At 39.0% G+C, this 21,848-nt stretch carries 13 protein-coding genes, 1 other RNA gene and 2 pseudogenes; 8 read left to right on the top strand and 8 right to left on the bottom strand.

All coding sequences use genetic code 11. From position 1 onward, the window contains the following. Positions 1-42: 42 nt before the first annotated feature. From IPO27_00650 to IPO27_00630, 5 genes and pseudogenes are all read left to right on the top strand, one after another. Positions 43-2,510 (top strand): annotated as a pseudogene (locus IPO27_00650) (ligase-associated DNA damage response DEXH box helicase). A 133-nt stretch (positions 2,511-2,643) separates the two neighbouring features. Next, on the top strand, positions 2,644-3,288 hold the full coding sequence (locus IPO27_00645) for a hypothetical protein (GenBank protein MBK8845122.1): 645 nt from the start codon (positions 2,644-2,646) through the stop codon (positions 3,286-3,288). 18 nt (positions 3,289-3,306) lie between these two features. Then, positions 3,307-3,630 (top strand): bacillithiol system redox-active protein YtxJ, encoded by a 324-nt coding sequence (gene ytxJ, locus IPO27_00640; GenBank protein MBK8845121.1) that lies wholly within the window; start codon positions 3,307-3,309, stop codon positions 3,628-3,630. Positions 3,631-3,639: 9 nt separating this feature from the next. Next, entirely contained in the window at positions 3,640-4,083 is a 444-nt protein-coding gene (locus tag IPO27_00635; protein ID MBK8845120.1) for a hypothetical protein, read from the top strand. An 11-nt stretch (positions 4,084-4,094) separates the two neighbouring features. Then, the gene (locus IPO27_00630; GenBank protein MBK8845119.1) at positions 4,095-7,673 is read left to right on the top strand and encodes a M4 family metallopeptidase; all 3,579 of its coding nucleotides are present in this window, start codon (positions 4,095-4,097) and stop codon (positions 7,671-7,673) included. Positions 7,674-8,021: 348 nt separating this feature from the next. Here IPO27_00630 and IPO27_00625 read toward each other — a convergent pair whose 3' ends face one another. The 4 genes from IPO27_00625 to IPO27_00610 form a co-directional block, all read right to left on the bottom strand. Then, positions 8,022-9,134, bottom strand: a complete 1,113-nt coding sequence (locus IPO27_00625) for an efflux RND transporter periplasmic adaptor subunit (GenBank protein MBK8845118.1) — start codon at positions 9,132-9,134, stop codon at positions 8,022-8,024. Positions 9,135-9,196: 62 nt separating this feature from the next. Beyond that, positions 9,197-10,447 carry an ABC transporter permease gene (locus tag IPO27_00620; GenBank protein ID MBK8845117.1) on the bottom strand — a complete coding sequence of 417 codons (1,251 nt, stop codon included), beginning with the start codon at positions 10,445-10,447 and terminating at the stop codon, positions 9,197-9,199. Positions 10,448-10,458: 11 nt separating this feature from the next. Further along, a complete protein-coding gene (locus tag IPO27_00615; protein ID MBK8845116.1) occupies positions 10,459-11,685 on the bottom strand; it encodes an ABC transporter permease in 1,227 nt (408 codons plus the stop codon). Positions 11,686-11,731: 46 nt separating this feature from the next. Then, complete coding sequence (locus IPO27_00610; protein MBK8845115.1) at positions 11,732-12,397, bottom strand: ABC transporter ATP-binding protein; 666 nt, start codon at positions 12,395-12,397, stop codon at positions 11,732-11,734. Between the two features lie 877 nt (positions 12,398-13,274). Here IPO27_00610 and IPO27_00605 point away from each other — a divergent pair. Next, a complete protein-coding gene (locus tag IPO27_00605) occupies positions 13,275-14,894 on the top strand; it encodes a T9SS type A sorting domain-containing protein (protein ID MBK8845114.1) in 1,620 nt (539 codons plus the stop codon). 80 nt (positions 14,895-14,974) lie between these two features. Here the strand turns inward: IPO27_00605 and IPO27_00600 are convergent, their stop codons facing one another. The 3 genes and pseudogenes from IPO27_00600 to IPO27_00590 all read right to left on the bottom strand — a co-directional run bounded on the left by IPO27_00600 (position 14,975) and on the right by IPO27_00590 (position 19,396). Continuing rightward, positions 14,975-16,861 (bottom strand): fibronectin type III domain-containing protein, encoded by a 1,887-nt coding sequence (locus IPO27_00600; GenBank protein ID MBK8845113.1) that lies wholly within the window; start codon positions 16,859-16,861, stop codon positions 14,975-14,977. A 140-nt stretch (positions 16,862-17,001) separates the two neighbouring features. After that, a pseudogene (feoB, locus tag IPO27_00595) lies at positions 17,002-19,133 on the bottom strand (ferrous iron transport protein B). A 5-nt stretch (positions 19,134-19,138) separates the two neighbouring features. After that, positions 19,139-19,396 (bottom strand): ferrous iron transport protein A, encoded by a 258-nt coding sequence (locus IPO27_00590; protein ID MBK8845112.1) that lies wholly within the window; start codon positions 19,394-19,396, stop codon positions 19,139-19,141. 312 nt (positions 19,397-19,708) lie between these two features. Here IPO27_00590 and rnpB point away from each other — a divergent pair. Beyond that, positions 19,709-20,104: RNase P RNA component class A (rnpB, locus tag IPO27_00585), an RNA gene on the top strand. Positions 20,105-20,118: 14 nt separating this feature from the next. Here the strand turns inward: rnpB and IPO27_00580 are convergent. Continuing rightward, positions 20,119-20,916: a hypothetical protein gene (locus tag IPO27_00580; GenBank protein MBK8845111.1), complete on the bottom strand. Its 798-nt coding sequence runs from the start codon at positions 20,914-20,916 to the stop codon at positions 20,119-20,121. A gap of 72 nt (positions 20,917-20,988) precedes the next feature. Between IPO27_00580 and fabG the strand changes: the two genes are divergently transcribed. After that, positions 20,989-21,735: a 3-oxoacyl-[acyl-carrier-protein] reductase gene (fabG, locus tag IPO27_00575; GenBank protein ID MBK8845110.1), complete on the top strand. Its 747-nt coding sequence runs from the start codon at positions 20,989-20,991 to the stop codon at positions 21,733-21,735. The last annotated feature ends 113 nt before the right edge of the window (positions 21,736-21,848 follow it).

Genomic DNA, 21,848 nt, shown 5'->3' with positions numbered 1-21,848 from the left:
GCCACTAAATAAAATATTGATTCTGATAATTCTTATTTATTAATGCCAGAATCAAATTCAAAATACAAGGCTACGGATGGGTATAAGCGTGTTCTCGATTTTTTAGAGAGCAGGGGCTTTAGTCCATTTGACTTTCAATCAGAAACGTGGCATCACTTTTTAACCGGCCGCAGCGGAATGCTAAATGCGCCAACCGGCTTTGGAAAAACCTATGCGCTCTTGCTGCCATTTTTAATGCATTATATAAATGGGCATGGCAACAAAAAGAGAAATACCGATGGCTTACAATTACTTTGGATAACCCCATTACGAGCATTGGCGCGCGATACCGAACAAGTAATGAATGAGGTAATAAAAGCGCTTGGCTTGTCAATACAAGTAGGTGTTCGAAATGGTGATACCACTACCGCAAAGCGAGCGCAACAAGCCAAACGAATGCCCGAAATTTTAATTATTACCCCCGAAAGTGTTCACCTGCTGCTTGCCTCAAAGGAATGTAGTCGCTTCTTTGCTAAGCTAAGTGCAATCGTAGTCGATGAGTGGCATGAATTAATAGGCAGTAAGCGCGGTGTGCAAGTTGAATTGGCATTATCGCGAATAGCAAACATGACAAGTGAAAAGCTTCTTATATGGGGCATTTCGGCAACCATCGAAAATATGGATCAATCGCTTACCACACTTTTGGGTATCAAGCATCAGGGCGTTGTAGTAAAATCTAAATTAAAAAAAGAGATAGAAGTAATTCCTGTGTTGCCTCCCGGTGATGAGCGCTATCCGTATGCCGGTCACTTAGGAATTCGTATGAGCCAATCGCTCATACCCATCATAGAAAATTGTAATTCTTGTTTATTATTTACCAATACACGAGCGCAAAGCGAAATATGGTATCATCATCTGTTAACCATAATGCCCGGCCTGGCAGGCGCTATGGCCTTGCATCATGGCAGCATAGACAGCAAAGTGCGTAAGTGGGTAGAGCAAGCTGTACACGCCAATAAGATGAAACTCGTGGTGTGCACATCGAGCCTCGACCTCGGAGTTGATTTTGCCCCCGTTGATATCATTATACAAATTGGCTCTCCCAAAGGCATAGCGCGATTTGTGCAACGTGCTGGCCGCAGTGGACATAAGCCGGGAGCAAAAAGCAAAATATTCTTTTGCCCACCAATGCGCTTGAACTGCTTGAATGTGCAGCCCTACGCGCTGCTATCGACAAGGGAATTTTTGAGTCACGGTATCCATATACGTTGTGTTTCGATGTGCTGCTGCAATATCTAACCACACTTGCTACCGGTATTGGATTTTATCCCGATAAGGTGTTTGAAGAAATTAAAACAACACATGCCTTTGCTACTATTGCCAGGCATGAGTTTGATTGGTGTTTGAAATTTTTGCATCAGGGTGGCGAAGTGCTTTCTAAATATGATGAGTTTAAGAAAATTGAAATTCTGGAAGGATTGTGGAAAGTTACCGATCGAAAAATCGCCATGCGCCACCGTTTAAGTATTGGCACTATAGTAAGTGAACAAATCGTATCAGTAAAACTTTTAAATGGGAAAAGAATTGGAACCATCGAAGAGTATTTTATTTCACGTCTAAACGAAGGAGATGTATTCAGCCTTGCCGGACAAAATCTTGAGTTTATAAAGATGCATGAAATGACTGCGTTTGCTCGCAAAAGTAAGTCGACCAAAGCATTAGTGCCTTCGTGGATGGGTGGGCGTATGTCCCTTTCATCTAATTTGGGAACCATGCTGCGCCTGCAGCTGAATCGCGCGGCAAGAGGCAACCGGCAAGAGCTCGAATTAAAAAGCCTGCAACCCTTGCTGCTAACTCAAGCTCAATATTCGCGTGTGCCAAGTACCGGAGAGTTGCTTATCGAAAAAATAAAAACCAATCAGGGATATCATGTCTTTGTATATCCATTTGAAGGAAGAAGTGTGCATGAAGCAATGGCGGCCATGCTTGCTCACCGACTTTCGCGTGTGGCACCAATGACTTTTTCCATTGCACTGAATGATTATGGTTTCGAATTGCTAAGCGATTCGGAAATTCCATTGAATATAAACAATGTTCTTGAATTATTAAGTCAACAAAATTTTTTAGATGATTTGCAACAGGGCATCAATGCCACCGAAATGGTACGTAGACGATTTAGAGACATTGCCGTTATTGCAGGCTTGGTATTTCAAGGCAACCCCGGACAGCAAATGAAAACCAGGCATTTGCAATCTAATTCAGCACTTTTTTACAAAGTATTTAGCGAGTACGACCGACATAATTTGCTCCTGCGGCAGGCATTAAACGAGGTATTGCAATATCAGGTAGAAGAAGCCCGATTGCTTAGCACCTTGCAACGAATTGCGACTTCCAGCATATATATCACAACTCCCGAATCGTTCAGCCCGTTTTCGTTTCCATTAATGGTTGATCGCTTACGCGAAACTATTTCCAATGAATCGATGGAAGACCGTATTGCCAAAATCTTAGCTCAATCAATTGCGAATTAGTTTGACACATCTGGTAAAACTGATGTTTTATTAAAAAAAGGGTAATTAAGTATTTGGCATATTTTATGAGTAGCATAATATTTTTATTGTAAATTTGCCATTCATTAAAAATATCTCAAAAATTAGAAAAATTATGAAGAAAGTTTTTTTAGCAGCCATTGCTGTTTGTATGTATGCAGGTGCAATTGCACAAGAAAGCAAAGAGGAAAAAATTAACCGCATGTTAAAAGATGGCGGTGAGTACGTAAAAGAAAAAAAGTATAAGGAAGCTGCTGCAAGTTTACAGGAAGGTATCAATATTATTAACGAAATATTGGGTGCACAGATTCTTACAGGTTTACCGGTATCTTCTTCAGGTCTTAACTGCGATGTAGCTAACGATCAGGTAACCAGCCTTGGAACTCTTATGGGTGCTGGCATGCAGGTTAGCCGTCAATACTATAATGAAGAAGGAAAATCCATTAGCCTAACGTTACAACCTAATTCTCCACAACTGTCTTCGCTTAATATGTTTTTAGATAATAAAGATGATTACCCCGAAGGAGAAGTTGGTAAGCGTGTGGTAGTAAAGGAGCACAAGGCATTATTACGTTTTAACATATCTGCCGATGGCGAAGAGGGAGCAGCTGGTGTTGCTTATATGAGCATGCCTTTTTATTCATCGGTTATTACCTTTCAAGGAAATGGTTATAAAACTGAAAAAGAGTTTTTGGCTTTTGCCGAATCACTTGATTTTGATAAATTGGCCGTAGCTATGGGCTTTGCAAAAAAAGAATAATAATTTATTTTTAAGCCTATGCCTTGGAAGAATCTAGAATCTATTGAACAGTTTGAAAATGTCCTTGCCTCCGAAATATCGGGGGCAATGATTTTTAAACACAGTACGCGATGCAGTGTAAGCAGAATGGTGCTCAAGAATTTTATGGCGGAAACAGAAACGCAACCGCAGAATATTTACTTATTGGATTTAATAAACCTAAGAGAAGTATCCAATCATATTGCTCAGCGATTAAATATTAAACATGAATCACCACAATTAATTTGCATTAAAAATCATCTTGCACAAAGTGTTGCTAACCACGAAAATATTTTAAATCATCAAATCGATTCAAATTTATAATAAGAAAAAATGAAAAAATTACTCACTGTTTTGTTTGCAGTTATAGTGTTGGCTTCAGTAACCGCTGTTGCTCAAACAAAAAAGAAACCGGCCCCAAAAGCAAAAGCTCCTACTAAGACAGGCTTAGTAGTAAATGGAAAAATGAGCAATAAAGCTACAGCCGAGCAAATGATAGCTTGGAGCGAATTAGAAAAACTGGAAGTGATGTGCGATAATGGCAAGAAATATGTTCTTAAAAATTTCCAGATTAATATCATTGTAAAAGAACCATATGCTTTCAGAGACTTTGGAATAGGTGAATTTGGAATGCCTATTATGGCCCGCAAGGGAATAAAGGAAATGAAAGAAGGTGATTCAATTTACTTAAAGGAAATTAAGGCGCTTGATGAAAATGCCATGGAAGTAGATCTACCGGTAATGGTAGTTGGTGTGTATAGTGAAACATCAAAATAAAAAATAAGGAAATGCAAAATAAACTTACATGTCTTATTATTAATCTTGTTTTTTCGCTTTGCGTTAAGGCGCAAATGAAACCCGGATTTCAGGTCTTTTATGATAGTAAATCATCAGCAGCATTTGCAGAGTTTGATGCAGATGCAACCAAGCCAGATTTTATCGTCTTTAAAGAGCAGGCAAAAGTGGCAAAGCAATTTGCTTTTATTGAACTAAAGCCCATACTGGGTATTGGCAATGATGACTCATTTATTTTGCAACGAAGCGATGCTGACAATTTGGGTTTTACCCATCACCGCTATCAACAGCATTATAAAGCTATCATGGTAGAGACAGGAGAGTTTATTCTGCATGAAAAAGGAAATGCAGTACTGCATGCAAATGGAGAGTTTTTAAGTGAGATTGACTTAAACGTTGTTCCCACAATATCTAAAGAAAATTCCATACTAATTGCCAAAGCTGAAATAGGAGCATTAAAATATAAGTGGGAGATTACTGGCGAACAAAAATGGCACAAGCAGGTATCGGGAAATCAGCAGGCAACCTTATATCCTGTGCCCGAGTTGGTGATCATAAAAAATCCTGATTCTGAATCGAAGAATAAATATTTGTTATGTTGGAAGATGGATATATATGCACACGAGCCAATGAGTCGCGATTTTGTTTATGTTGATGCACAATCAGGAAACGTGGTTAAGAAGATAAATCGTATATGTGAATTTGTAAGCACAGGCACAGCCCTTACCAAGTATAGCGGTTGGCAAACTATAAAAACAGACAGTCTGAATGCTTCCAGTTTTCGCCTTCGCGATTATAGCCATGCAGCTAATATATTTACCTATGATATGAACAAGGGTACAAATTATGGAGCCGCTGTGGATTTTACTGATAATGATAATGTTTGGGATAGCATCACCAATCAGGATAATGCTGCTTACGATGCCCATCATGGTGCAATTGCAACCTACGAGTATTTTCTTAATGTGCATAACCGAAATAGTTTTAATAATGCCGGAGCTCCACTTATTTCTTACATCCATTATTCTAATAATTATAACAACGCATTTTGGAATGGTTCGGTAATGACCTATGGTGATGGTAACGGAGTTACCTTTTCGCCACTTACAACCATTGATGTGTGCGGGCACGAATTAACACATGGTGTTACTGGAAATTCTTCGAACCTTATTTATTCTTATGAGTCAGGAGCACTAAACGAATCGTTTAGTGATATTTTTGGAACCTGTGTTGATTTTTACGCTCTTCCCGGCACCGCTAATTGGCTTATTGGCGACCAATGTTATACTCCCGCCACCTCTGGAGATGCCCTGCGATTTATGAATAACCCTAACGCTGCTTCTGACCCGGATACTTATCTTGGATCTTTCTGGTATTCAGGTACGGGCGACAATGGCGGTGTACATATTAATTCAGGAGTGCAAAATTTTTGGTTCTATTTGCTTACCGTTGGTGGTGTTGGTACAAACGACTTTGGTTTTAATTACAATGTTACCGGCCTTGGTATAAATACAGCTGCATTAATCGCTTATCGCAATAATAATTTTTATCTCACTTCGGGTTCGCAATATTCAGATGCACGCAGATACGCTTTACAAGCAGCGGTAGATATTTTTGGGCCATGCAGTAATGAGCAGCTTCAAACAAAAAATGCATGGGATGCCGTAGGAGTTAATGGACCTTTTAATCCAAATCCACTGGCCAATGCTGCAAATACAGGCATCGTGTGCGAGGGTAGTTCGGTTACGCTAATGGCTGCCGGTGGCGTCAGCTATACATGGTCAGGCCCCAATGGCTTTAATTCTACCGAGCAACATCCAGTTTTAACAAACACTACCATGGCTAATGCAGGAGGTTACTCTGTTATAGCTACAACTAACAGTGGATGTTCAGGAACTGCTACCACCAATGTTGTATTAAACGCCAAACCTTCGTTAACCGGAAGTGCAGGAGACGCTTGCCCTAATGTGCCTGTTGCTATGGATGCTATTGCTGCAGCCATCGGGATGGGTGGACCGCCACTAACAACATCAAATACCAACCGTATTTCGATTCCCGATCAAAATACTACGGGAATTGAATCCCCAATGAACGTTGTATCAAGCGGTACAGCTGCTGAATTAATTTCGATAGAAATTGATAGCATTTCACACACATGGGATGCAGATTTGAGCATAAGATTAGTGGCGCCCGATAATAGCACCATTACACTGGCAAATGGAGTGGGCGGCAGTGGTGATGGATTTTCGCATACTATTTTTAGCAAAGCAGCAACCAATGTAATTGGTAGCAATGGAAATAACACCGCACCATTTAATGGAACCTACGCACCTCAGCAGTCATTTTCTAACTTAACGGGTTCGGCTAATGGCACATGGAAAATAAAAGTTATTGATGCTTATGCGCAAGATACAGGATCTATATGGGGATGGAAAATTACCATGTCATCAAACAACATTATTACCACATATGAATGGAGTCCGGCCTTAGGTTTAAGCAGTACAACCTCTCAAAATCCGATAGCTTCAGTTAGCGCAACTTCTACGTATACAGTTACAGTTAGCGATTATATAGGGTGCACCAATACTGCCACGGCCGAAGTGCAAATTCATCCGTTGGTTTCGGCAACATATTCCACTACCGATGCTTCTTGTTTTGGTAATAATGGTACTTTGTTTGTTTCTACTTCGGTTGGAACAGCGCCAGTATTGTTTTCGGTAGATGGTGGAGTGTATAGTCCAATCGTTAGTTATAGTTTGCCTGCAGGAGCTCATACCCTCGAAGCCAAAGATGAAAACCTTTGCAATGTGGCCAGCTATCCATTTAGCATATCCGAACCACTTGCTGTGGCCGCTACTACTACCGGAGCAAATCTTAAATGTTATGGTCAAAAAAACGGAACCATTAACCTTACGGCAACAGGAGGAACAGGTTTTTATTCCTATTTATGGAGCAACAATAAAACAACATCATCATTATCTAATCTGGTTGCTGGTACATATACATGTACCGTAACAGATGCAAATAATTGCACTACCACGGTTGCGCGCACGTTAACACAACCTGCTCAAATTACCATGTCATTTACCAAGCTTGATCCTACCGGACCTTTGTTTGATAATGGAAGTGCTACCTGCAATCCTGCCAATGGATTTACTCCTTATCGTTACACATGGAATACTTCTCCAGCACAAACCACACAAACAGCTACCGGCCTTTCGCCAGGAACATATACGGTAACTGTTAAAGATAATAAAAAGTGTGCGCGAAACGGAGCAGTAGTTTTAGTGCCTGCAAGAATTGCTTCTGATAAATTAATATCAGGTTCAATACAAGTTTCACCAAACCCAACTTCAGGAGAGTTTGCCTTGCTTTTTGTTTATGAAAAGAGTGACCAAGTATCAGTTACCATTAATGATGTGACAGGCAGAGTAGTAAGTGAGTATGTTTTATTGTGCCGTGAGGAGGCAAATCAATTTAACTTTGATATTTCTGATTTTTCAAATGGTGTTTATTTTCTTCGATTGAATTTGAATGAGAAGCAAGAAACCATTCGGATTATAAAGCAGTAAAATCTTTTTTATTTGTGTATAAAACGCAAGGAACGCCTGCAATTTTGCAGGCGTTTTTTATTTTTAAGAGATTGATAAATATTCAGGAAAGTGTGTTTGCTCTGCTTGCGACTGGTGTTTTCACCAAACGAATTTCGACAAGGATAGATTTTCTTGTGCTTGTGAAACAACAGCAAAAAAGCAGAGTATGACTTATGTAACGATAGAATTAATTTCATGCACTTCCTCTATGTATGTTATTTAGGTTGAAACGCATGGGTGATGCGCTAATCAAAAACAGATTGATGGAAAAATAAAAAAATTCAAAAGTTTTGTCGGGATTTAATCTAGCAAAAAGTAAACTTTTTTCTAGTTTCCATTCTCCACCGGAGTTTTCAAATCAGGAATTTTTATTTTATCGCTTTTCGTAATGCCTTCGAGCACTTCAATATTTACTCCGTCCGACAAACCTGTTTTTATAAATCGTTTTTCAAATTTGTTTGGTGCTACTTCAACCTCTACAAAAGTTTTATCTTTTTCAAACTGTAAAACCGATTCGGAAACCGCAAAGGCATTATCTTTTCTATCCAAAATAATATCGGCATTGGCGCTATAACCTGCGCGTAAAAACGAACCTCCTTGTGCTTTAGTTAAGGCAGCACGAATAAGAAATTGTATGGCGCCATTTTCTGTAACTCCTTTTGGCGCTATATATTCTAGTGTGGCTTTGAAACGTTCGGCATCTATTGCACCTATGGTTAATAATAATTCCATTCCCGATTTTATTTTTCCCACTTCGCTTTCATCAACCTTGCCTTCAAAAATCATTTCGCCCATGTTGGCTACCGATGCAATGGAGGTGCCTTCGTTAAATGTATTGCTTTCAATTACACTGCTTCCTTCTTTTATTGGCACATCGAGCACCATGCCATTTATAGTGCTGCGTATGAGGGTATTGGTAGCACTGCCTGCCGATTTGGTCACACCATTTTTTATTAATTGCAAATTATTATCGGCAGCATTCATTTCTTCTTTTGCAGTTTTCAATCGTAATTCATTTTGTTGAAATTCGGCTTTTGATACTACCTGTTGGTTGAATAAAGTTTCGCTGCGATCGTAGTCTGCTTTTGCGTTATCAAAATTGATGCGGGCTTGATTCACTCTATTTTCAGCACTTGCAAGGTTTATCATGTTAGGAATAATTTTCACTTTTGCTATTACATCACCTGATTTAATTTCTTGCCCTGCCACTACAAACAATTTTTCGACAATGCCCGACACCTGCGATTTCATATTTACTTCTTTGCGAGGAATTACACTGCCGGCTGCCACTGTTTTTTTAATTATGGTAGTGTCGAATGCAGTTGTTGTTTCAAATACTACCGGAGCCTGTTCCGATTTTTTGTATAGGAAATAAAGCGTCCACACAAAAACTCCTAAGAGGACAATAACTAAAACGATTTTTAAAATTCTTTTTATCATAAAATATTATTCAGCAATTTATTTTCAAGTAACGATAATTATTATTTCAAGGTTTATATTCTTTATTCAGAACGCAAAGCCTCTACAGGCAAAACAGATACTGCACGTTGTGCAGGTATTAATCCTGCGAGGGCACCACACCCAATTAATACAGCAAGCGATACAATGGCAACATTAATGTCCACTGTGGGATTGTTAAACATCGGCACATCGGCACCCATTGCCATATTTATTAATTCGAGCAAGCCTATACCTATTACCAAACCAAAGTAGCCGGCAACAGCAGTCAGGAAAACCGATTCTAATATTATTTGAAACATCACACTTATTGGAGTGGCGCCTAATGCACGTTTGACACCTATCTCCTTGGTGCGTTCTTTTACAACAATAAGCATAATGTTGCTGATGCCAATAATACCTGCTATTAATGTTCCTATACCAACTACCCAAATGAGCAGTGAAATTCCAGAAAACAAACCTTCCATTTTTTTGAATTGCACTTCCATATTCCAATGGCCAATTGCCTGCTCATCTTCGGGCGCAATTTTATGCCGTTCTTTCATTAGTGCAATAACTTTTTCTTCGGCTACTGCTGCCGAAATGTTTGGTTGCGATGAAATAGCAAACCAACCAACCTGGTCGCCATAGTTAAACGCACTTTGAAATGTTGTAAAAGGCACCACCACACGCGAAGCTTCCTGCTCAGCTTGCCCACCACTGCCCATAGGCACCGTAATGCCTACAACCATAAAGTATACTCCATTGATGGAAACATAATCGCCAAGTACTTTTTCTTCTGGTTTAAAAAGATTTTCTTTTACTGCTCTGCCAATCACACAAACTTTGCGTTTATTGGTGATATCATTTTCATTTAAAAAACGGCCTTGAGTAATTTTTACTGCCGATATTTTTGCAATGTTTGGATATACGCCCGCCACTTCGTAGTTGCCCGATTTTAAACCCCGCATTACATTATTACCGCCTTGATATCCACCCAATTGATTTTGTGGCGACACAACTGCAAGTTCTTTTAATTGCCGTAATGCCATAGCATCGCCATTATTGAAATCGAAATCGCGGCCTGGTTTCATGCCCTTGTAAGGTTTGGTGGTACGCTGCGTCCACATAAAAAAACTATTTGTGGCCGTGCCATCAAAATCTTTTAGCACCCCATTTTTTAATCCGTTGCCGGCACCCAACATTATAACAAGCATAAAAATTCCCCACCCCACACCAAGTGAAGTTAGAAAAGTGCGCAACTTATTTTTTTTTATCGTAGCAAATATTTCTTGCCAGTTGTCTTGATCAAACATGATATAATTTTTTATTCGTCACGCAATGCCGCTACAGGTTCAACTCTTGAAGCTCGCAGCGCAGGGAACAAACCTGCTAAACCGCCCACGGTAATTATTAACAAGGTGGCAGCAATGGCCACATTAAAATCTACTTCAGGATTGCGAAAAAAATCGCTCTCGATTTTTTTTCCCATCAATTCGAGTAGGGCAATACCTCCCAACAAACCAAAATATCCGGCAGCTGCAGTTATGAATATTGCTTCCTGCACTATCAACATTACTATAGACGTTGGGGTGGCTCCCAAAGCTTTGCGTACTCCTATTTCCTTGGTGCGTTCCTTCACTATTATCATCATGATATTACTCACACCTACAACTCCGGCAATCAGTGTGCAAATGCCAATTATCCAAACAAAAATTTTTATGCCCGTCATCATATTCATAATGCGTGTATACTCTTCGGTCCAGTTTTCTATGCGCACTGCATCAACATCTGCCGGGTCAAATTTATGTTTCGAAGCCATCATTTTTCTGATCTGAGTTACCATTTCGGCACTGTTGTCAAATCCTTCTTTGTCAACACTTGTCCAAATATTGTTTACTTTGTTTTGGCCATTGAAAGTGCGTTGCATGGTTGTTAACGGTACATATATACGATTGAGGTCGCCATTACCGGGGTCGGTAAAAATGCCTACTACTTTAAATGGTGTTCCTTCTACATCAATAAATTTATCGATGGGGTCTTCGTCTTTAAAAAGCTCATCGCGCACAGGCTCGCCTATACAGCATACTTTGCGATAATCTTTGATATCTATATCGTTAATAAAACGGCCTTTGATGATGGTGGCATTTTCTAGATAATCATGATCGGGCATGCAAGAGCGAACAGTAAAGGAAGCATGGCGATTTTTATAGGTCATAGGTTTCGAATTCCAACCGGCATAGGTAGCACTGCCATGTTCAATATGCTCAATCTTATTTCTAATTTCGTAATAGTCCTCGTTTGTAAGTTGTATGTTACGGCCAGGCTTTAATCCTTTGTATGACATGCTAGTTTCACCACCACGTATATTGATACTGTTAACGGCATCGCTCATAAACTGATGTTGAACACCATTGCGCAATCCATTGCCGGCACCCAACAAAACAACAAGAATAAAAATACCCCAGGCAACACTAAAAGCAGTAAGAAAAGTACGTAACTTATTCTTACTAATGGTAGCCATAATCTCTTGCCATTTATCCTGGTCGAACATTGCTTTTTTCTTTTTGGTTGGGTTAGTGATTTATTGTAATAGAAAATTATTGCTCTACAATTAATCCATCACTCAGCCGAATTATACGGTCGGTCATTTTACTAATATCGTTTTCGTGTGTTACAATCACCACGGTTATTCCTTGTGCATTTACTTCTTTAAATAATTGCATCACTTCGAGCGAATTTGTAGAGTCGAGCGCACCGGTAGGTTCATCGGCAAATATCACTTTGGGTTTACCTATCAATGCCCGCGCTATTGCTACGCGTTGTTTTTGCCCACCACTCATTTCACTTGGCAAATGATTGGCCCAATCTTTAAGACCTACTTTGTCCAAATATTCCATGGCTATTTTGTTGCGTTCTTTTCGGCCAACTTTCTGATAATAAAGTGGCAGGGCAACATTCTCAGCAGCATTTTTAAATGATAATAAATTGAAAGATTGAAAAACAAACCCTAAAAATTTATTTCGCAATTGTGCGGCTTTGGTTTGCGATAAATTACTCATCAATAAATCGTTCAAATGATATTCGCCTTTATCGTAAGAGTCGAGCAAGCCCAAAATGTTGAGTAACGTAGATTTGCCCGAGCCAGACGACCCCATTATGGACACAAGTTCACCGGGCTTTATATACATATCGATACCTTTAAGCACATGCATGCTGTTGTTACCAATGGTATAAGATTTATTAATGTTTGAAAGGCGAATCACAAAAAATTTATTTGGCGTTAAAAGTAAATTATTTTCGTTCTTCCTTAGGACACAACTATAAGCTAAACGTTACAAGGGTGTTAAATTATTATTTGCCCCGAATTCTATTTGAAAGCACAATTTGAGAAGTATTATTCAATCTTCAGTGATAGAGTGAGTAAAAACTTTACTTTCTAAAACAGAATTTAAGCAGGCTCTGAAATAATTCTGCTTGATGGTGGTGGTTTCGCTAAACACATTTCAGCAAGCATAATTTGATTAGACATTTTAAAACACTATTACTCGGCCAATTCACCCCCAACTCCCACATGGGGTATTACCTATACTGCGCTGGGTGTTTAGTATGATTTCATTTTTTGTTTCAAACGGAAATTAGTTTTTTCAATTTCATTCAATGCATCGGTTATTTTATTCAAGATAATTTTTTTGCTAAAACGAATTTCAAAAACAGCCTTTTTTAATAGTAAAATTCTTTTTCAATTTGAAACTTTAAAACAACATTGTTCAGCCAATTTACCTCACGCTGCCACGAACTTTTAGTAAGAGCCAGTTAAGTGCAAATACCGCTTGCTTAAGAATTTATGCTTTCTAATCATCACTTTTCAATCTTTAATACTATCAAAGTAGGTAAGTGCAATAAGCACGCTCCAGTCACGGGAATTTGAATAAGAAGCAAGTAATCATAAGAATTATAAAGCAATAAAAAGTTTTTTTTGTTTGTGTATAATATACATTGAACGCCTCTAATTCTGCCAAAGTTTTTATTTTTTAAAAGATGGAAAAATATTCAGAAAGTTTTACTTTCTTTGTTTTATAAAGTTAAAATAGCTTTTAACCGTTTTTTTAATCCAAATTCTCAAATTTTAAAATAATAATAATGAAAAAAATTTTAGTATTTGTTATGGTTGCAATGGGAATATTGCAAGCGCAGGCGCAGTCAGGCAGAACGTGTGCTTCTGACATTTACATGCAAGAACAATTTGCGCGCAATCCTCAATTGCGAATACAGCATGAGGAAAATGAGCGAATTACGCAAGAGTATATCGCTAGCCACGAGAACGAAAAGTCAAGTGCTGTGGTAACTATTCCTGTTGTGTTTCACATCATTTATAAGACCACTGCAGAGAACATTTCGGAGAATCGCATCATGGATCAATTAAAAGTTTTAAACTATGACTTTGCTCGCACTAACGCAGATAAAGTTAACACACCAGCGGTGTTTGCTGCCGTTTCATCAAATACACAAATTCAATTTTGCCTTGCCAAACGCACACCATCAGGTGCAGTTACTACGGGTATTAATCGCGTATTAACAACGGTAACAAGTTTTCCTTATAACAGTACTATGAAATTTAGTTCAAGCGGTGGTGCCGATGCCTGGAACCGAGATAAATATTTAAATATTTGGGTTTGCACCCTTGGTAGTGGTTTATTGGGTTTTGCCACCTTTCCCGGAGGAATTGCCTCTGAAGATGGTGTGGTGTGCCTAAACACTTCTGTTGGTGGACCAACCTATCCCGGAACTCTAAATCCTTACCACCTTGGACGCACACTAACGCACGAGGTTGGCCATTGGTTAAATTTGTACCACATTTGGGGCGATGCAACCTGCGGAAACGATCAGGTTAGCGATACACCCACACAACAAACTTCCAATTTCGGATGTCCAAATTTTCCACATATAACTTGCAGCAATGGACCAAATGGTGATATGTTTATGAATTACATGGACTACTCTGATGATCCATGTATGAATGCCTTTTCTACCGGTCAGGGTACAAGAATGAATGCGTGCCTTAATACAACACGTGTATCATTAAAAACTTCGGATGGTTGTACACCTTTAGGATGTGTTGATACCTATGAGCCAAATGGTACAACCGCTACCGCCAAGCTAATTCCGGTTAATACAAATATTTTTGCATTAATTAATCCTACCAATGATGTGGATATGTTTAAGTTCAATACGGTTGCTGCAAAACCTAAGATTAAAGTAACCCTTCAGCAATTGCCGGCTAATTATAGTTTGCGATTAATGAGCCCTACCAACACCACTCTTGCAAATTCGCTTAACGCAGGACTTACAAATGAAACAATTATATATAATGCTACCACTCCCGCAACAGGCTATAAAGTAAGAGTATGGGGTGTAAGTGGTGCATTTAACGCAACTAGTTGTTATCGACTGCGTGTTAGCGTTTCGGCAACAGATTGGGTTCGCCTTGCAGGCGAATTGGCTTATGATGCCGAAGGTTTAAGTGCCTATCCAAATCCAGCCAATGAAAATGTTGCCCTGGCGTTTAACAGTGAGTTTGCTGGTAATGTAACTATTACCATATACGATGCAATGGGAAAACTTGTTTTGATGCAAAACGAATCGGTAATTGAAGGTGCTAACCTGGTTTACTTAAACATTGGTGAGTATAAATCAGGATTGTATTTTGTTGAACTAATGAATAACCAAACCGTAAGCAGGATTAAAATAATAAAAGAATAAGCACTACATTCTGACTTTAAACAGTCAAGCCCCGGTAATTGAAAAATTCCGGGGCTTTTTATTTGAGCTAATTTCTTTTGTTAGTGTTTGATAAACTTTACCGAACTCTTTTCAGTAATCAAAATAAATAAGCCTGGTTGAAGTTTTTCAATCGGAACTTGAGTTTCGTTATTAGTTAACCTGCCTGCTATGCATAATTTTCCGTGAGCATTTAGTATTGTGAAATTTTCTGAACCCTCATCTGATCGTTTTACAACAATGAACTCATTGGCAGGGTTGGGATATATCTGCATTTCACTTTCTATCTTTTCCGTAATCGAAAAAGCAGTTTTATTTGGATCATCTTGTTGTGGGCATCCTGCGGTGCTTACTACGATGATGGATGAATAGGCGCTTGAGGATGTATAACTGCATTGACTGCGAACACGTATATCATAATCGGTGCATCCAGTAAGTCCGTTAATGGTATAGGTTTTGGCTGCCGAATATTTTGTTGTCCATGTGGTGGTGCCTGTTGGTCGGTATTGAACATTATAACCACCAGCACCAGTGCCTTTCCAACTTACAGTAATTGAACTGACAGTGGTAGAGAGCCCGGTCCAACTGGTTGGTATATTGCATGCAGTAACACAACCTACCGTTTGAAAATTAACTGCATTACTGTATGCACTGGTAACACCATTGCACACACTGGCCACTCTTACCTGATAGGGCGTGCAGGCATATAAATTAGTAAGACCATGTGAGGTAGCATTTACAACTACGGTTGTCCATACGGTTGCATTTACCGGCTTATATCTTATTTTGTAGGAATCTGCATTGGTGGTTTGCCATGCAAGCGATACAGTGCTTGCTCCCACCGAACTAACAGTTAATCCGGTCGGAACAACAGCGGTTGTACAAGATGGTGCCGCGTTAAATAAGCTTTGATAGTTGGTGGCAAATTCATAAGAACTATTGTTGCAGGTATTTACTGCATCCCAATTAATAGACCATGTCATTAAACCTCGTAAGTCCTGATACCCATTAGGATTTGATCTTGTATAACTGCCAGGTTTGGGCCCCGTGCCTTTTAAGTAATTGATGGCAGCAGCTACGGTGCTTGTGGGAGTAAAACCTCCACCAGCAGCTTGTGGGCAGGCCGGCAACGCTATTGCAACTTTGCTTGCTGGTAATCCCGCAAAATATCCACCTTGTGTATTGAAACCAACGATCACAGCTTCGGCCATTGCTGCTATAAAATCTGCTGTGCCCTGAGTATAAATGTTTCCATCAATACCATACATAGTACCGCTATTATATAATTGCACCTGCAAAATATCTATTGAATCGCGCAAAGCATGTACTATAGGCAAGTATGCGCCCCATATACTTCCATAAGCCGACATACCACCTTGTATAAATGCAGTTTCAGGTGCCATGGTAAGAAATAATTTTTTTCCATACTGTGCTCGATAGTTAATCATGATTTGTTTAATAGCATTTATTAAATTGATAATTTTCGCATCCGTAGGGTTTGCAATAGTGCCTCCACTTACCAATACGGAACTTCCTTCGAGGTCAATATCAATACCATCAAATCCATAGGTATTTACAATGCCTGTCATGCGTGCAACAAAAGTGTCGCGTTCAGCAATGTTATCTAACGATACGGTTGCATTGGCTCCTCCTATACTGATAAGCACTTTTTTATTTTGGCTTTTTAATGTTTGAATTTGGCTTATAAAATTTGCCTGCGATGTTTGAGCAGGACTGAAAACCATCTTATAGTCAGTTCCAAATTCTGGTTCGGCAAAGGCTACTTCTATAACATTATAGCGGCTGTCAATTTGATTAAGCTGAATATAAGGTGCCGCACCATCATTCCAGTTGTGAAAGTAACCCACAAGGGCAGGTGTTGGCGACTGAGCAATTGCTAAATTTAATACAAGGCATGCAGTGAGACACGCCCAAATAGTTTTTTTCATAAGCTTATTATTTTGGAATTAAAAAAGCAATAGTAAAAGCAAAATTTAAGAATCGTTACTTTTTGCCAAAAAAAAATAGAAACTTGAAACAAGTTTTTTAAAACAGAATAAAGTTTATTCGTGAAGACGAACTTTTCAATTTACTTTAATATAGTATAAGCAAGGAAACTTGCTGCATAAGCCAGCAAACTCATATAAATAAATTGAAATAGGGGAATGCCCCAGTTTCGGTTTCGCGTTTTACTACAGCAAGCGTGCTCATGCATTGCATAGCAAAAGCATAAAACAACATGAGCGATATTCCTGTTGCCAGATCGTATCGGGGCTTTCCGGTTAGGTTGTTGGTTTCACTTGCCATGCGTTCTTTCACCGTTTGCAGATCATCGCTGTTACCAACACTGTATATGGTACTCATGGTGCCAACAAATACTTCGCGGGCAGCAAATGAGGTGATGAGCGCAATACCTATTTTCCAATCGAACCCAAGAGGTGCAATAGCAGGTTCCATCCAATGACCAGCAATGCCGGCATACGAATTTTCGAGTCGTTCGCTTTGAAAAGCGTTTTCCAGTTGCTCCTTGTTGGCACCAGGTTGCTGTTTAAGCAACTCATATTTTTCTGCAATTTTTTGTTGACGCTGTATCGGGCCAAAAGTGCTTAGTACCCAAAGCACTATCGATATGGCAATAATTATTTTTCCTGCATCAAACAAAAATATTTTCACTTTATCAAAAATGGTAATCAGTACATTTTTCCAGCGGGGCATACGATACACCGGAATTTCCATAATATAAAAAGAACGCTCTTTACTTTTGATAAGGTATTTAAAAATAAAGGCACTGAAAATGGCAGCACAGAATCCTATCAGGTATAGCGACATTAAGACCAGCCCTTGTAAATTAATCAAACCAAACAAAACTGATTTAGAAGGTATAACCAATGCAATGAGCAAGGTGTAAACCGGTAAGCGGGCACTGCAACTCATTAAAGGTGTTATAAGTATGGTGATATATCTTTCCTTCCAGTTTTGAATAGTACGCGTGCTAAGTATAGCGGGCACTGCACAAGCAACTCCGCTAATAAGTGGAATAACACTGCGTCCGTTTAGTCCGAATTTGCGCATCAGTTTATCCATAATAAAACTGATACGAGCCATGTATCCGCTATCTTCAAGAATGGCGATAAAGGCAAATAGCAAAGCTATTTGCGGAATAAAAATTACTATTCCTGCTAAGCCTGCAATAATTCCATTGATAAACAGATCGCTCAATATACCTCCGGGCAGCACATTAGATAACCACGTTGACAATTGAACAAAGGTGTTATCTACTATATTCATTGGTACCTGTGCCAATGAAAAAATTACCTGAAATATTACAAACAAGATAAATAAAAACGATACATAACCCCAAACGCCATGCGTGAGTACTTTGTCTAGGCGCGAACTTATTGATTTGCTTTCTTCTAATTCAGGATTTTTAATAAACAAACTTAATATATTGCTAATATGCTGATACCGCTCAAGTGTTTCGGTTGATTGTGTTTTAAAAGGTTCAAAATAATTGGCAGTAAGTATTTTTTGCAACGAATCTTTTACATAAGCATTTTGCTTAAATAGTGAAATCTCTTTGTAATTGTGCGCAGCCAAAAAAGCAATGTAATCTGTCCTGAAATGAAATTTTTGCTGAATGCTGTTAATCAGGTCAGGAGCAAATTTATTGCAATCAAGAAAAGTTTTTTCACTGGCGTATACAGGTATGGTTAACAAACGTTTCAGCTCATCTACTCCTTCGCCATTGCTTGCATTAATGCCTACTATTTTTATGCCTAGTTCGTTTTGCAAGGCATCAAAATCTATTACCAGTCCCGAGGCAGTAACAAGGTCAATCATATTAATGGCCAGTATGCACGGGATTTTTAAATCCATTACCTGAGTACATAAAAAAAGACTGCGTTTTAAATTAGTGCCATCAGCAACTATAACTGCAATATCCGGATGCGACTCATCATGTTCATCGCAAAGCACCACAAAGGGTATTTTTTCGTCAAGGGTTTTAGGGTACAGACTATAGGTGCCGGGCAAGTCAATAATTTCTGCGCTTATACTTTTCTGCGATTCGCTAAAAAGTGTACAGTTACCTGTTTTTTTTTCTACCGTAACTCCAGGAAAATTGGCTATTTTTTGATTTAAGCCTGTAAGTAAATTGAAGAGGGTGCTTTTTCCACTATTGGGATTTCCTACCAATGCAATTTTCAGGCGTTGCTCTTTCAAGGGAATTATTTTTCGAACTTGGTTACTAAAATATTGTCTGCTTCCTCTACCCGCAAACTTAGTGTGTAATTTGCAACTTTTATTGCAAGCGGGCAGCCCAATGGTGCATATTGTGTTACTCTGATTTTTTCGCCCGGCAGGCAACCCATTTCCATCAACTTTTGTTTCATTTCGTCATTCGTAAATGAGTCGATGATAGCCGATTCTCCCTTTATCAATTCAGATAGTTTATATTGTTTAGCTAGTGTTGCCTTTGCTTTCATCTATTTAATAACCTTTCTTTTTCGTATCAACTGCTTTTAACCTGTTATTGATTTTGTTGGTGTGCAAATATATGTTTTTTCAAATGGAAGTTTGGTAATTAATAAACCAGGGGTTATGACATTAATCAGTTCTTTTTGTAATTTATTTTTAATTAGGATGCATTGCTTTAAGTACCTGAGGGTATGGAAACAATTGAGTAGGGAGATGATTAAGGAACCATATCAAACTTCGGATGGCATACCAAATGCTAAATTTTAAATTGTTTACTTGTTTTATAGAGTTCAGGCTGCAAGTTTCATACATTTGTGCTGTCGTTGTAATGATCTATCGCTGCTGATTTATCAGTAGAGGAAAGTCCGGGCAGCACAGGGAGCCATACTTCCTAACAGGAAGGTGCAGCATATGCAAGTATGCCGCAACAGAAAGTGCAACAGAAAATAAACAGCCTATGTATATGTAAATATACAGGCAATGGTGAAATCGTGGGGTAAGAGCCCACGCATATGTTGGCAACAGCATATGTGGCAAACCTTATGGGCTGAAAGGCCAAATATACCGACACTTTACCGCGTCCCGTGGTAATATATAACGCAAGTTATGTTGTGGCGGAGGGTAGGCTGCACGATTGTCTTAGCAATAAGGCAACAAGGTTAATGATAGATGTTTCGAAAGAAATACAGAACCCGGCTTACAGTTACAGCGACATCGTATACACCGGTAGTTATTCTACCGGTTTTTTTTCTTCCTTCTTTTTTGTAATAATATTCATGCTTACACCAAACATAATTCCTCCGGTAAATAGGGTAGTGGGAGCATAATCATATTCGAAGTCTTTGTTGTAGTGGCTGTATAAACCGGTTAAGCCTATCAGGTTTTCGTTTTTATTTTGTTCGTTATAAAAACTATCAAACAACTCGCTCTTATCCATTTCTTTTGTAACGTCACTTAGCGATCGGGTAAACCTCACACCTGCATTAATCACAATGCGTTCGGACGTTTTTATATTTATTCCAAGTCCGGCAGCAACACCAAATATGGTTTTGTGAAACTGATGCGAGATATTGCGTGCATTATATTCATAGGTAAGAGGTTGCACCGGGTCAATTGATCCTAGCGAAGTACGCACCAGCATCATACGTGGGCCAAACTCAAAATACATTCCTCCGTTATTCGAAATTTGAAACATCAACGGAATATCGTAAAATTTAACCTTGTCTTCGCCTTTGTAATTAACACTTACATTATTGGCAAATTGAAACTCGCCATTATATTTTTGTCTTACTGTAAATGTATTTAACTCCAGTTTAATAGCAGTATTCTTTCCAAACAAATATCCTCCCTGCAATCCAATAGAGTTGGCAAAAGATGCTTCGGGGTTAATCCAACTTCCTGCCTCATTAATGTTTTTATTCAATAGCCAGGTGGTATTAAAGTTTGCATTAACACCGAATAACGTTGATTGTGCCTTTGCGTTTGCTGAAATAGTTATTAACACAATTGCGAAAAAGAGTTTTCTCATTTTGTAAGGAGTTTAGGTTAAAATATATTTGGCAAATCTAAACGTGAACTTACCTATAAAAATACCATTGATATGAAATTATTAACAGGCAAATATGCATTAATTACAGGCGCATCGCGCGGAATAGGCAGAGGCATTGCCCTTAAGCTTGCTGAGCATGGCGCTCATATAGCTTTTACTTATAACTCTTCGATTGAAAAAGCGATGCTACTTCAAGACGAACTCAAGCAGTTTGGTGTGCAGGCTATTGGCTTTCAGTCTAACGCGGCAGATTATAAAGCGGCCGAAGATCTGGTAGCAGGCATATTAGCACAATGGCCATCTATTGATATTGTGGTAAACAATGCAGGCATCACCCGCGACAATCTCCTTATGCGTATGAGCGAAGAGCACTTTGATGAGGTAATTAATACCAACCTGAAAAGTGTGTTTAATGTGACCAAGGCTGTGCAGCGACAATTGCTTAAGCAGCGGTCGGGCAGCATTATTAATATAAGTTCGGTAGTTGGTGTTAAAGGCAATGCCGGACAAGCCAATTATGCTGCAAGCAAAGCAGGTATTAATGGATTTACCAAAAGTATTGCCCTAGAGTTAGGTTCGCGTAATATCCGTTGTAATTCTATTGCACCGGGATTTATTGAAACCGAAATGACGGCAGCACTCAATCAGGATACCGTAAAACAATGGCGTGAGGCCATTCCATTAAAGCGTGGAGGCACGGCAGATGATGTTGCTAACCTTGTCGTTTTTCTTGCTAGTGATATGGCTTCCTATATTACCGGTCAGGTGATAAATGTGGATGGCGGTATGCTCACTTAGCAGTTGTTGCTTGCATGCATCCATGTATATGCTGCCATGGGGCATAAGGTTAACAAGTACTCTTTTCTTACCGATTTTTCTTACCTTCAAAAAAATTTTAATTAATCATTGTA

The organism is Bacteroidota bacterium (assembly GCA_016714535.1).
Lineage (GTDB): Bacteria > Bacteroidota > Bacteroidia > AKYH767-A > OLB10 > JADKFV01.
The sequence above is the reverse complement of the archived record's forward strand: the minus strand, read 5'-3'. Positions and strand labels throughout refer to the sequence as shown.

Coding starts and splice junctions, on each gene's coding strand:
- IPO27_00645 (MBK8845122.1), top strand. CDS start 2,644: ATGAAGAAAGTTTTTTTAGCAGCCATTGCTGTTTGTATGTATGCAGGT.
- ytxJ (MBK8845121.1), top strand. CDS start 3,307: ATGCCTTGGAAGAATCTAGAATCTATTGAACAGTTTGAAAATGTCCTT.
- IPO27_00635 (MBK8845120.1), top strand. CDS start 3,640: ATGAAAAAATTACTCACTGTTTTGTTTGCAGTTATAGTGTTGGCTTCA.
- IPO27_00630 (MBK8845119.1), top strand. CDS start 4,095: ATGCAAAATAAACTTACATGTCTTATTATTAATCTTGTTTTTTCGCTT.
- IPO27_00625 (MBK8845118.1), bottom strand. CDS start 9,134: ATGATAAAAAGAATTTTAAAAATCGTTTTAGTTATTGTCCTCTTAGGA.
- IPO27_00620 (MBK8845117.1), bottom strand. CDS start 10,447: ATGTTTGATCAAGACAACTGGCAAGAAATATTTGCTACGATAAAAAAA.
- IPO27_00615 (MBK8845116.1), bottom strand. CDS start 11,685: ATGTTCGACCAGGATAAATGGCAAGAGATTATGGCTACCATTAGTAAG.
- IPO27_00605 (MBK8845114.1), top strand. CDS start 13,275: ATGAAAAAAATTTTAGTATTTGTTATGGTTGCAATGGGAATATTGCAA.
- IPO27_00600 (MBK8845113.1), bottom strand. CDS start 16,861: ATGAAAAAAACTATTTGGGCGTGTCTCACTGCATGCCTTGTATTAAAT.
- IPO27_00590 (MBK8845112.1), bottom strand. CDS start 19,396: ATGAAAGCAAAGGCAACACTAGCTAAACAATATAAACTATCTGAATTG.
- IPO27_00580 (MBK8845111.1), bottom strand. CDS start 20,916: ATGAGAAAACTCTTTTTCGCAATTGTGTTAATAACTATTTCAGCAAAC.
- fabG (MBK8845110.1), top strand. CDS start 20,989: ATGAAATTATTAACAGGCAAATATGCATTAATTACAGGCGCATCGCGC.